This is a genomic window from Nesterenkonia sp. HG001 (genome assembly GCF_034438835.1).
Lineage (GTDB): Bacteria > Actinomycetota > Actinomycetes > Actinomycetales > Micrococcaceae > Nesterenkonia > Nesterenkonia xinjiangensis.
In genome coordinates this window covers 394,848-407,355 of sequence record NZ_JAOSZD010000001.1, presented here as the reverse complement: position 1 = coordinate 407,355, position 12,508 = coordinate 394,848, and the positions used below count along the sequence as shown (strand labels likewise).

The 12,508-nt window shown below is 69.0% G+C and carries 9 protein-coding genes and 1 tRNA gene; 3 read left to right on the top strand and 7 right to left on the bottom strand.

Annotated features, from left to right (window positions below; genetic code table 11):
- Window positions 1-20: 20 nt before the first annotated feature.
- Both ODE13_RS01810 and ODE13_RS01805 read right to left on the bottom strand, forming a co-directional pair.
- Window positions 21-590: a M48 family metallopeptidase gene (locus tag ODE13_RS01810; protein ID WP_322477728.1), complete on the bottom strand. Its 570-nt coding sequence runs from the start codon at window positions 588-590 to the stop codon at window positions 21-23.
- A gap of 1,084 nt (window positions 591-1,674) precedes the next feature.
- Complete coding sequence (locus tag ODE13_RS01805; RefSeq protein ID WP_416210526.1) at window positions 1,675-3,219, bottom strand: zinc-dependent metalloprotease; 1,545 nt, start codon at window positions 3,217-3,219, stop codon at window positions 1,675-1,677.
- 442 nt (window positions 3,220-3,661) lie between these two features.
- Between ODE13_RS01805 and ODE13_RS01800 the strand changes: the two genes are divergently transcribed.
- Both ODE13_RS01800 and ODE13_RS01795 read left to right on the top strand, forming a co-directional pair.
- On the top strand, window positions 3,662-4,705 hold the full coding sequence (locus ODE13_RS01800) for a PDZ domain-containing protein (protein WP_322477726.1): 1,044 nt from the start codon (window positions 3,662-3,664) through the stop codon (window positions 4,703-4,705).
- 143 nt (window positions 4,706-4,848) lie between these two features.
- On the top strand, window positions 4,849-7,986 hold the full coding sequence (locus ODE13_RS01795; protein ID WP_322477725.1) for a UPF0182 family protein: 3,138 nt from the start codon (window positions 4,849-4,851) through the stop codon (window positions 7,984-7,986).
- A 178-nt stretch (window positions 7,987-8,164) separates the two neighbouring features.
- On the opposite strand, the gene ODE13_RS01790 is transcribed toward ODE13_RS01795, so the two are convergent.
- A complete protein-coding gene (locus ODE13_RS01790) occupies window positions 8,165-8,581 on the bottom strand; it encodes a DUF2231 domain-containing protein (RefSeq protein ID WP_322477724.1) in 417 nt (138 codons plus the stop codon).
- A 158-nt stretch (window positions 8,582-8,739) separates the two neighbouring features.
- Between ODE13_RS01790 and ODE13_RS01785 the strand changes: the two genes are divergently transcribed.
- Window positions 8,740-8,813: transfer RNA gene (locus ODE13_RS01785), tRNA-Met, on the top strand.
- Window positions 8,814-8,944: 131 nt separating this feature from the next.
- Here the strand turns inward: ODE13_RS01785 and ODE13_RS01780 are convergent.
- The 4 genes from ODE13_RS01780 to pdxS form a co-directional block, all read right to left on the bottom strand.
- Complete coding sequence (locus ODE13_RS01780; protein WP_322477723.1) at window positions 8,945-9,526, bottom strand: GNAT family protein; 582 nt, start codon at window positions 9,524-9,526, stop codon at window positions 8,945-8,947.
- 36 nt (window positions 9,527-9,562) lie between these two features.
- Window positions 9,563-10,882, bottom strand: a complete 1,320-nt coding sequence (locus tag ODE13_RS01775; RefSeq protein WP_322477722.1) for a hypothetical protein — start codon at window positions 10,880-10,882, stop codon at window positions 9,563-9,565.
- An 82-nt stretch (window positions 10,883-10,964) separates the two neighbouring features.
- The gene (pdxT, locus tag ODE13_RS01770) at window positions 10,965-11,552 is read right to left on the bottom strand and encodes a pyridoxal 5'-phosphate synthase glutaminase subunit PdxT (RefSeq protein WP_322477721.1); all 588 of its coding nucleotides are present in this window, start codon (window positions 11,550-11,552) and stop codon (window positions 10,965-10,967) included.
- Window positions 11,549-12,388: a pyridoxal 5'-phosphate synthase lyase subunit PdxS gene (gene pdxS / locus ODE13_RS01765; protein WP_416210525.1), complete on the bottom strand. Its 840-nt coding sequence runs from the start codon at window positions 12,386-12,388 to the stop codon at window positions 11,549-11,551. The genes pdxT and pdxS overlap by 4 nt, the downstream gene beginning before the upstream one ends.
- Window positions 12,389-12,508 lie beyond the last annotated feature (120 nt).

The following is a 12,508-nucleotide window of genomic DNA, read 5'->3' as shown; positions in this document are numbered from 1 at the left end:
GACGGAGGCTCACCATCGGCTCACCGCGGGTGGTTCCAGCCGAAGCTGACCCCCTCCAGGAACGCATCGGCCTCCCGGGTCCGCGGGTATCTGGCCACCAGCGCCTGGAACTGGGGGCCATGGTCGGGCTCGATCAGGTGCGCCAGCTCGTGGACTAGCACCGCGTCCTGCACCCACAGCGGCATCTCCTGGAGGCGGGTGGACAGCCTGATCGTGCCGTCGGTGGAGGTCGTGGAGCCCCAGCGGGTCGACTGCCGGGTGGACCACACCACGCTGGTGGGATCCGGGATGCCGTCGAGGTGTTGCCGGGAGAGCTCCCTGGCGCGGCGGAGGAGGTCGTCGTCGCTGCGCCGGCGTCGGGCAGAGCGGCGCTTCAGCTTCTGCTGGAACGCTCGGGCATGCTCGTCCACCTGTGTCCGACTCAGCCGGGACGGCACTCTGAGCCGCAGCCGTCCGTCCACCTGGTCGGCGGTGACGGTGCGTGTCCGCCGAGGCGAACGGATCACCAGCACCTCGGCGCCGTCCACCATGATCGTCTGCTCGGCCGACTGGCCGCCGGAGCCGCTGCGGCGGGTGGTGCTGCGAGGCATCGGTCCTCCTGGAGGGGTCTCGGGCGGGACAGGGGATCAGTCGGGGATCAGTCGGGGATCAGGCGGGCAGATCCTCAGGTGGGCAGAGCACAGTGCGCGACGAGTCTAACCCTGCGGCCTGTGGATAACTCCGGATGCCCACGGTCGAGTTCTGCCACCATGTCTGCATGGACGTCACGACATCTGCTCTGATCTATCGGCTGCCGCCGGACGCCGTCGCCACGGTGCTAGACGAGGCCACTGTGCGCCTGCAGGCCGGAGATGCCTCCGTGCTGGTCGACGGCGACGCCGAGACTGTCCTGGCCGCCACCAAGAGCCTGGCCTGGGGAGTCCCGGTGGCCGCCGCCCCCGAGGTGGTGGAGCAGCTCTGGACCCACGGGGTGCTTCAGCGCGACGACGGCGCCCCCACCGCCGAGCTGCGCCGGGCCCGGCTGGCGATGTCCTGCGTCCTGGTGGACGGTCTCAGCGACTGCGGGGCCCGCCTGGCCGAGCTGCTGGTGGACCTGGGGGTGGGGACGGTGGTGCTGCGTGACGGCACCGAGATCTCCGAGGAGGACGAGGGCGAACGCCTCCGAGTGGGGCACCGAGGACGCCGGCGGGCCGAGGTCCTCACCGAGCTGCTCCGCGGGTCCGCTGGCGGGACAGCCGTGCTGGAGTGCCCGCCCGAGGGCGGCGTCCAGGGCGCTGATGTGCAGGTTCTGGTGCGTGCTGAAGGGGCGTCCTGGCCCGTCCGGGAGCAGCTCCAGGCCCGGCTGCGGGAGACCTCACGGGTGCTGCCGATCAGCGTGGGGGAGCAGGGCGCGCTGCTCGGGCCGGTGGTCGCAGCAGCCGGCCCGTCGCCCTGCCCTGCCTGCCTCGAGAGTCATCGCCCCGGCACAGCAGAGGCGTCGCCCTCAGGGGCCCGATCGACGGGCGGCTCGCCGCTGCCCGGGTTGTGCGCCCACCTGGCGGCTCTGCAGCTCAGAGAGCTTCTGGCGGGGCAGCAGCTCCCGGACCTGACGGACACCGTGATGCACATCGACGCCGGCACCGGTACGGTCCGTTCCCGGCCGGTGCCACCCGCCGCGGACTGCCCCTGCCGGGCTCAGTCCGAGCTGTTCGGGGTCCCCTCAGAGTCACCAGCGTCACCAGCGTCACCAGAGTCACTGGAGTCACTGGAGTCACCGGAGCTGTCGGAGGTCCCGGGGTCGTCGGAATCGGTCGACGTCGAAGGACCGTCGTAGCCGCCGTCGAGCAGCTTCTGCAGCTCCTCGTCGATGCGGGCCGATTCGGCCTCGCGCTCGGCCTGCCGGGCGAGGAAGCCGTGGGGGTCGTCCAGGTCCTCCTCGGTGGGCTGCACATCTGGGTGCGACCACACCTCGTCGCGACCGGACATCCCGGAGGTCTCCCGCAGATGAGCCCACAGGGCGGCGGCGTCACGAAGGCGGCGCGGGCGCAGCTCCAGGCCCACCAGGGCGGCGAAGGTGTCCTCAGCCGGGCCGCCCACCGCACGGCGTCGGTTCAGCGTCTCGCGCAGCGCCGGAAGCGACTCCAGATGTTCGGCCGCCTGGGCGACGACGTCGTCCACCCAGCCCTCGACCAGGGCCAAGGTGGTCTCGATGCGGGTCAGCGCCGCGTCCTGCATGGGAGTCCGTTCGGGGGTGAACAGACCCTGTGACAGGACCTCCTGCATGGCCTCCGGGTTGGTGGGATCGATCTGGGAGGCGGCCTCCTCGACCCGGCTCATGTCGATGTGGATGCCGGCGGCGTACTGGGCCACCGCGTTGAACAGATCCTGCTCCAGCCACGGGCAGCGCGCGAACAGCCGCATCCGTGCGGCCTCGCGCAGCGCCAGGAACAGCAGCACCTCCTGCTTGTCCACCTGCAGGCCCTTGCTGAACTCCCCGACGTTCCTGGGCAGCAGAGCCATCGTCTGGCCGGCCAGAGGAAGGCCGATGTCTGAGGAGGAGTGGACCTCCTTGGCCAGCGTGCCCACGGCCTGGCCCAGCTGCATGCCGAAGGCCATGCCGCCCATGGACTGGATCATCCCGCTGATCTGCTCGGAGCCGGCGCCGCCCATCATCGCTTGCATCTCCGGGGGGACCGCTGAGCCCTGCTCGTCGAGCTGTTCCTTGATCGCCCCGGAGAGCGCCTCGGAGACGGACTCGGCCACCGGTTCGGTCAGCCGGCGCCAGGCGTCGAACGTCTCCTCCACCCACTGCGCCCGGGACCAGGCCTTGCCGATCTGCCCCACCGACTCGAAGCTGGTGGCGCCGTCGAGCCACATGTCAGCCAGCCGCAGGGCCTCGTCGATGGCGCGGCTCTCGGCGGGGGAGACGCTGGGGTCATCCCCGGCGGCGGCCTGTCGGGCCGCCTGCTTGGCCATGTTCCAGTTCACGGGGCCCTGGCGGTCGCCCTCGGAGGAGGACTGCATCGCGGAGAACATGGCCTGCACCTGGCCCATGATCTGCTGCATCATCTGCGGGTCCATCGGCGGCAGGCCCAGCTGCGCGGGGTCGAATCCCTCGGGGAGCTGGGGGCCGCCCTGTCCTGGGGTTCCGGTGAAGCCGATCGACGGTCCCTGGCCGGGCGTCGCGGGGCCCTGGGCGGCGTCCCCGCCGCCGAAGAGCTGACGGAACATCTCCTCCATGGGGTCCTGGGGCTCACCGCCCTGGTTCTCGTCACGGCCCTCGTCGTCACGGCCCTCGTCATCGCGGCTCCCGCCGCGGCGTCCGGAATCGTCGGCATTCATGAGCTGCTCCCTGACTGGTCGATCAGCATGGGTCTGGAGCTCCAAGACTACTGCCGCCTGTGCGGCGCTGTCTGTGCGCCGTGTGGCCAGTTCGCGGAGGGAGGAAGCGCCTGGTGGGCCGAGTTCGCCGTCGTCGGCGCGTGATGAGACAATGGCCCGGATCACTATGACTGAAAGATTCACATCCCCGGGCCGGCCGTCGGAATCGTCGCGCCCAGGAGACGCTGCAGCCGGTGGGGACCCGGCGCAGCGGCCCGGACCGGCAGAATCCATCCCAGCGCCCTGGGAGGCTGACGCGCTTCCACCCGGGCCCACGCACAGTTGGACCCTGCGTCGCACCGTGCGGCTGGGCGCCGGCCTGGGGGCCGTCGTGCTCGGCGCGGCGCTGCTGGGCACCCCGGCCCCCTATCTGACCGAAGCGCCCGGGCCGGTGTTCAACACCATCGGCGAGTTCGGGGATGAGCCGATGATCAGCATCTCCGGGCAGGACACCCACCCCACTGAGGGCGCGCTGAGCATGACCACCGTCTTCGTCAACGGGGCCCCAACCTCCACCGTCTACGTCCCGCAGGTCATCAAGGGCTGGTTGGACCCCAGTGTGGACGTCATGCCGCAGGAGCTCGTCTATCCCTCCGGGACCACCGCCGAGGACGTCCGGCAGATGAACACCGCCGCCATGACCAGTTCCCAGGATCTGGCCACCGCTGCGGCCCTGGACGCCTTGGACATCGATCACAGCCAACGCCTGCGCGTCATCGACTTCACCCCGCAGGCCGCCGACGTCGGCACCACTGAGGTGCTGGAGGTCGGCGACGAGGTCCTCGCAGCCGAGGGCGAGCCCGTCACCGGGGTGGAGGGCCTGCGTGAAGTGGTGAACGACGCCGCAGGTCAGCCGGTAGAATTGACGGTGACCAGAGATGGTGAGGACCTCGACGTCGAGGTTCCCACCTATCAGGAGGCCGACGGGGACTACTACGTGGGCATCCTGCTCCAGGGTGACTTCGACTTCCCTGTGGATGTGGAGATCACCTTGGAGGACGTCGGCGGGCCCAGTGCCGGGCTGATGTTCACCCTGGGGATCATCGATCATCTGACCGAGACGTCGATGACCGGCGGGGAGGACTGGGCCGGCACCGGCACCGTGGACCCTGACGGCACGGTCGGCCCCATCGGCGGGATCGCGCAGAAGGTCGTCGGAGCCCGCGACGCCGGGGCGGATCATTTCCTGGTCCCGCGCGAGAACTGCGCCGAGCTCGAGGGCAGGGTCCCGCGCGGACTGGAGGTCCACGGCGTCGACGACGTGGACCAGGCCCGCCAGGTCGTCGAGGCGGTGAGGGACGCGGACGACGCGCTCCTCGAATCCCTCGAGAGCTGCGGGAGCTGACGTCCGGGAAGCCCCGGGCCCGTGCAGCACACAGACGTTCAGACACACCAGCGCAGAACTCCACCAGCAGACCAGCACAACAGCACAACGTCCCGCGCAGGCCGAGCACCGACGGCCCTGACCGGGACGAAGAGAGGGTAGATGTGAGTTTCTCCCAGGGATTCGGTTCGACGAACCCCTTCGGCGGCTCCGGCCTGTTCGGCTCGGGCGGCTCCGACGACGGCGGCTCCGACCGCGGAGGTTCCGGCGGAGGGAGCGGGGGTCCGCAGCGCAGTCAGCGCAGCGGACCGCGCCGTCCGTCGGCGCTGACGCTGACGATCATCATCATCGCGCTGCTGATCGGCGCGTTCGTCATATTCTCCGGCTTCTATGCCGAGATCATGTGGTACAACCAGCTGGGCTACTCGGAGATCTTCTGGACCGAGCGCCTGAGCCGGCTGGGCATCTTCGCCGCCGGTTTCGTGGTGATGGGCTCCCTGGTCTGGCTGAGCCTGTTCCTCGCGTTCCGGAGCCGGCCGCAGACCCTGGACCGGCAGATGAACGAGTCCATCCAGCGGTATCAGAACACGCTGACGTCCATGCGCCGGCTGCTGATGATCGGTCTGCCCGCCCTCATGGGCTTCTTCGCCGGGACTGCCGCCTCGGGAGCCTGGGAGGACGTGCTGCTGTTCTTCAACCAGGAGCCGTTCGGGATGACCGATCCGGAGTTCGGCCTGGACTTCGCGTTCTTCGTCTTCACGATGCCCTTCCTCGGCTTCATCAACGGATTCCTGATCTCGGCGGTCCTGGTGGCTGGGATCGCCGGCATCATCTGCCACTACCTCTATGGCGGCATCCGCATCGAGCCCAGCGGCAAGTTCGTCATCGAGAAGGCCGCCCGGTGGCACATCGCCGTGACCGCTGCGGTCTTCGTGGTGCTCCAGGGTGTGAACTGGTGGCTTGACCGCTACGGCACCCTGACGAGCCAGGACGGCAACTGGGCTGGCGCGATGTACACCGATGTCAACGCGGTCATCCCGGCTCAGGCGATCCTCGCGGTGGCCGCAGTGCTGGTGGCCGGCATCTTCATCGTCACCGCGGTCACCGGCCGCTGGCGGTTCAGCATCATCGGCACGGCCATGCTGATCGTGACCGCCATCGTCGGCGGTGCGGTCTACCCGTTCCTGGTGCAGGAGTACCAGGTGCGTCCCTCGGAGCGCACCCTGGAGAGCCAGTACATCGAGCGCAACATGGAGCTGACCCGGTACGCCTACGGGCTGCAGGACATCGAGCAGCAGGGCTATGACGCCGAGGTCTCGGCAGCAGAGGGCGCGCTGGCCGAGGACGCGGCCAACATCCAGAACATCCGTCTGTTGGACCCGAACCTGGTGTCGGCGGCCTTCGGCCAGCTGCAGCAGTTCCGTCAGTACTACGCCTTCAGTGACACGCTGAGCTTCGACCGCTACGAGATCGACGGCGAGAACGAGGACACGGTTATCTCGGCCCGAGAGGTCAACGTCGCCGACGACGCCTCCTGGGTCAACAGGCACCTGATCTACACCCACGGCTACGGACTCGTCGCAGCGAACGCCTCGGCGGTCTCGCCGGAGGGGCGCCCGGACTTCACCCTGCAGGACATCCCCACTCAGGGCGACCTGGCCAGTGATGAGGACTACGAGCCGCGCATCTACTTCGGTGAGAACACCACCGACTTCTCGATTGCTGGGGCTCCAGAGGGTGCGGACCCGATGGAGCTGGACCGTCCGGCGTCGGCGAACTCGGATGCGGACACCGTCTACACCTTCTCCGGCGACGGCGGTCCCTCGGTGGGTAACCTGCTCAACCGGGTGATCTATGCGATCCAGTTCCAGTCCCCGGAGATCCTGCTCTCGGGGGACATGAACGAGGAGTCTCAGATCCTCTACGACCGTCACCCGCGGGAGCGCGTGGAGAAGGTCGCGCCGTTCCTTGAGGTAGACCAGAACATCTACCCGGCGATCGTCGACGGCCGCGTGCAGTGGATCGTGGAGGGTTACACCACCTCGGAGAACTTCCCGTACTCCGCTGAGCAGCAGCTGGAGTCGGCCACCACCGACGCCCTGACCCAGGGCGGGCAGGTCCTCTCCGGGCAGGTCAACTACATGCGTAACTCGGTGAAGGCCACCGTGGATGCCTATGACGGCTCGGTCACCCTCTACGCGTGGGACGAGGAGGATCCGATCCTCAAGGCCTGGGAGAACGTCTTCCCGGAGTCCCTGGAGCCCTACTCCGAGATGAGCGCCGAGCTCATGGATCACGTCCGCTATCCGGAGGACATGTTCCGTGTGCAGCGCGAGCTCCTGGGCCGTTACCACGTGACGGACCCCGGCGCCTTCTACGAGAACAACGACGCCTGGTCCGTCCCGGACGACCCGACCGTCGAGGACGGCACTGTCAACCAGCCGCCGTACTACATGACCCTGCAGATGCCGGGTCAGGACGAGCCGAAGTTCTCGCTGACCTCCACCTTCATCCCGCAGATCACCGAGGGCGCCCAGCAGCGCAATGTGCTCTACGGCTTCCTGGCAGCCAACGGCGACGCCGGCACCGGTGAGGACGGGGAGAAGGCCGAGGACTACGGCGGCCTGCAGCTTCTCGAGCTGCCGCGTGACACCGCGGTCCCCGGACCGGGCCAGACGCAGGCGAACTTCGACTCCAACGCCGAGGTCTCCCAGGAGCTCAACCTGCTGCGTCAGGGCGCTTCCGAGGTCATCAACGGCAACATGGTGACCTTGCCGGCCGGAGACGGAATGCTCTACGTGCAGCCGGTCTACGTCCAGTCCACCGGTACGACCGCCTACCCGCTGCTGCGCAAGGTGCTGGTCTCCTACGGTGAGGAGGTCGGCTTCGCCGACAGCCTCGGGGAGGCCCTGGATCAGGTCTTCGGCGGAGACGCCGGTGCCGAAGCGGCCGAAGGCGCCGGAGTCGAGGGTGAAGCCGTCGACGAGGGCGTGGAAGCACCTGTGGAGGATGACGCCACGGCCGAGGACGAGGACGTTCCGTCCCCGACTGAGGATGAGGCCACCACCGAGGATGACGAGGACGAGGCCACCGAGGACGACGACCCCACGGTGGAGGATGCGCCGGCCGGTTCTCCGGAGGAGCAGCTGGCTGACGCTCTCGAGCGCGCCAACGAGGCTATGCAGGACTCCCAGCAGGCCCTCGAGGACGGCGACTTCGCCGCCTACGGGGAAGCCCAGGCGGAGCTCCAGCAGGCAGTGGAGGACGCCCTGGCGGCTGAGGAAGCGATCGCCGGCGACTGATCCTCCTCCGGCGCGGCGTCCCGTGATCGGGCCGTCGGAGTCGGGAGCTGAGGTGCTGAGCACGGCCCAGGACGGTGGGGTCGGTTCCCTGAAGAGGGGACCGGCCCCACCGTCGTCTGTGTCCGGGGCGGTCACCTGCGGGCCGGACTCCCTCGCCCGAGGACGGCGCGATGTCCGGTCAGCTCAGTTCGCCCCAGACTGCCTCTGCGCCGCTGTGTCCGGCCAGGACTGTGAACGTCACCGCGGCGATCGCGCTGAGGATCGTGAGCACTCCGAAGACGCTCCTGGCGACTCGGTGGCGGATGAAGAACCACAGCAGGGCGGTCAGCGCCATCGCGGAGGAGGAGTACACCGTGGGCAGCCCCCAGCGGATGTGCTCCTCGGGGGTCCCGACGTAGTCGGTCAGGATCGAGCCGGACTGGTCGGCGACGACGGCGGAGATCGCGCCCAGCACGGCCAGGATCACCCCGAGCGGGCCACAGACTCCACGCAGGCGGGGCACGCAGACGGCCAGCACGAGCAGCAGGGCGGCCAGCGGCACGAGGATCACCACGGCGTGGACCACCAGCGGGTGGATCGGCAGGTCGAAGATCATGGGGGCTCCGGTCGGGTCGCGGGCGCTGGGGGGACCGACGGTACCGGACGCTGACCTGGAGCGTCACGGCTCCATGGCCGAGGAGACGCAGATCACCCCGGGATCGTTCGTCTCGATTTTGCATGCCGCTCACGCACCGGTAAAGTAGGACAAGTCAACGCGGGGTGGAGCAGTTCGGTAGCTCGCCGGGCTCATAACCCGGAGGTCGCAAGTTCAAATCTTGCCCCCGCAACGAGAAGACGAAGGCCCCTGATCGGAAGAGATTCCAGATCAGGGGTCTTCGTGCGTGCCCGGACATCTTACTCCGCGCGGAGCGTCAGGGCCAGAGCACTGACCAGCTCCTGACCCGCCGCAGTTGGGCCGTCAGCGGAGGCCGGACGTGACCTCGTCGTCCCGGACGGCGGCGTAGAGCAGCATGTCCCGCCGTCGGCCTCCGATCTCCTGGTGGCTGCGCAGCAGTCCCTCCCTCACGTATCCGGCACGTTCGGCGGTGCGCACCGAGGCGGTGTTCCAGGGTTCGATGAGCAGCTCGATCCGATGCAGGCCCTCCAGGCTCCAGCCGAAGTGGGTGAGAGCGGCGAGCGCATCTCCGGCCAGCCCGCTTCCTCGTGCCGAGGGAGCCAGCGCGTAGCCGGCGGTGGCGCGTCCGTGGGCGAACAGGCGCAGCCACAGGCCGCAGTGGCCCACCGGGGCGTCGTCGGTGTCGGCGATGGTGAAGGCGAAACCCGCCCCTTCGGCATGCCGAGACTGCTGGCGGTGCACCCAGTCGAGCAGCTCCTGCGTGCTCCCGTGGACCGGCAGCGTGCCGATCAGCGGCACGTAGGGGTCGGTGGACAGCTCGCGGGCCATCACGACGTCGGACTCGCGCACCTCGCGCAGCACCACCCGCCCATGGTGCGGGGGTTCGGTGGGCCAGGGCGGCAGAGGTTCCGTCTCGGAGGTCATCGCGCGGCGCCCACCGTCGGCTCGGCCACGGCTGGCTCAGTAGATGCTGTTCCGGGTGGAGGAGAGGTTGATGCCCTCTCCGGTGAGCTGGTTCCAGCAGGACATCTGAGAGGGGAACGATGCGCAGGCGAAGAAGCCGTTGGCGGCGGTCTGCCCGTACTGCAGCACCTCCGGCTCATCCTCAGAGGAGACCTGGTTCTCGCAGTCGGGCTCCGGCCCTTCGTCCACGCTGATTCGGTAGGTGGTGCCGTCTTCACAGCCCTCAGGGGCCTCGAAGGAGTGGTCCAGCACCCGGCAGCGCAGGGACTCGCCGAGCTCGCAGACCACGTTGCCGGTGGGAGCGGAGAAGGTGGTCATCTCCCGGGCGCCGGTGGCCGGGTAGGCGTAGTTGAACCAGTCGGTGCCCATGCCGCCCACGGCGGTGCTGAGCGCGTCATGCTCGGCCCCCTCGCCGCTGAGCAGCTGGAAGACACGAGCGGCGTAGGGGTCCCCGCACTCGTCCTGGAGGTCCTCCACGACGTCCTGGGAGAGGTCCGCGTGCTCCTGGGTCCACGCGTCCTCCTCGTCGCCGCGCTCAGCCAGGAGCTCGAAGACCTCTGCATCCTGAGCGGGGTCCTCACAGCTGGTCTCCTCCGGGAGATCCTGCAGGGCGGCGCGAGCCTCCTCCACCGTGGGCCCCTCGACCTCGGGCTCCTCAGGAGAGGGCTCCGGCGACTCCTCGGGCTCCGTGGTGGTCTGCTCCGGTTCGGGAGCCGGCGACTGCTCAGCGGCAGGGGTGCTTCGGTCACCGAGCAGGGTCAGCCCGAGGGCCAGGATCGCCCCGACCGCGATCAGGGGCAACAGCACGGCTAGGACGATGAAGCCGACCCGTCGCCCTCGTCTCTGCTCCCCGGCTTCCGGGGCGTCCTCGTCCGCGCCGTCCGCGCCGTCCGCGCCGTCCACAGCATCGTCCGCAGCGGCGGTCGCCCCGACGGCAAGGACGCCAGGTTCGTCATCGTGGAGCGGATCTGGATGCGGCTCCCGGGGCTGATCGTCGCCGGGCAGCAGAATCCCGGCCTCCTGCAGATCCGGCTCGGGATCTGGCTCAGGGTCCGGCTCGGACTCTGGCTCCGGTTCAGGTTCAGCTGCACCCTCCGTGACCGGGAGCTCGTCCTCGGGCCAGAATCGTCGCATCAGGGCGGCGTTGATCGCCGGATCGTCGAGATCCGCGAGAGCCTCGAGCAGCTCCGGGTAGGTGCTCGGGTTCGCAGCGACCTCAGGACGGAGCTCCGGGTGGTTCTCCGCGATCCAGTGCAGAATGTCCCAGTCTGTGGCCGGGTCAGAGGCCATCCGTCTGACGTCGTCGTGTTCAGTCATGCGTTCCTCGGGGCGCGGCGGGCGGGACCGCAGGTGCGGCGATCGGTTACGAGCTTACAAGCCCATGCCGATGAGACGCACCTCACGCGTCCCTGGCGATCTCCACGAACAGGCGATGCAGACGGGGATCATCGGTCAGCTCGGGGTGGAAGCTCGTCGCCAACATCCGTCCTGCACGCAGGGCCACGGGAATGCCTCGTGACTCTGCGAGCACCTGAACCCCCGCTCCGACCTCCTCGACCACCGGCGCGCGGATGAACACCGCCTCCAGCGGCTCCTCCAGACCGACGATGTCGAGCGGTTCGGTGAAGGAGTCCTGCTGACTGCCGTATCCGTTGCGTCGGGCGACGACGTCGAGTCCGCCGATGCGCGGGAAGCCGGCCAGCGCCTCCGGGTCGGCCACCTCTCGGGCCAAGAGGATCAGACCCGCGCAGGTGCCGAACAGCGCCAGCCCATCGTGCTGGGCCTCACGGATGTGCTCCATCATGCGCACCGGGGCGGCCAGCCGTGCCATCGTGGTCGACTCTCCGCCCGGCACGACAAGCCCGTCGAGAGCGTCCAGCTCGGCAGGCCGGCGTACGGTGCGGACCTCGGCGCCGGAGGCCGTGAGCGCCTGCGCGTGCTCGGCCACGGCCCCCTGCAGCGCGAGGACTCCGATCCGCGGGCTCACCAGCCGCGCTCGGCCAGACGGTGCGGGGCCGGGACGTCGGCAACGTTGAGACCGACCATGGCCTCGCCCAGGCCCTTGGAGACCTCGGCGATCACGGAGGGGTCGTCGTAGTAGGTGGTGGCCTTCACGATGGCCTCGGCGCGGGCGGCCGGGTTGCCGGACTTGAAGATGCCCGAGCCGACGAACACCCCGTCGGCGCCCATCTGCATCATCATCGCGGCGTCCGCCGGGGTGGCGACACCTCCGGCGACGAACAGGACCACCGGGAGGCGACCGTCCTTGGCGACCTTCTTCACCAGCTCGTACGGCGCCTGAAGCTCCTTGGCGGCCAGGTACAGCTCGTCCTCGGCCGTGGAGCCCAGCTGAGCGATCTCGGCGTTGATGGTGCGGATGTGCTTCATCGCCTCGGAGACGTCGCCGGTGCCGGCCTCACCCTTGGAGCGGATCATCGATGCGCCCTCGGTGATCCGGCGCAGCGCCTCACCCAAATTGGTGGCGCCGCAGACGAAGGGGACCTTGAACGTCGACTTGTCGATGTGGTGGACGTAGTCGGCGGGGGAGAGGACTTCGGATTCGTCGATGTAGTCCACCTTCAGGTGCTCCAGCACCTGGGCCTCCACGAAGTGGCCGATGCGGACCTTGGCCATCACCGGGATGGAGACGGTCTCGATGATGCCGTTGATCAGGTCCGGGTCCGACATGCGGGCCACACCGCCAGTGGCGCGGATGTCCGCGGGCACACGTTCCAAGGCCATGACGGCCACGGCGCCGGCGTCCTCAGCGATCTTCGCCTGGTCGGGGGTCACCACGTCCATGATGACGCCGCCCTTGAGCATGTGGGCCAGGCCGGTGTTGACCGTGGTCGCGCCCTGCTCGGCGGACTCTCGGGACTCGGTGTTCTCAGTGGACACGGAAGGACTCCTCATCGATGGATCCAGGTGACGGTTGCCAGACGT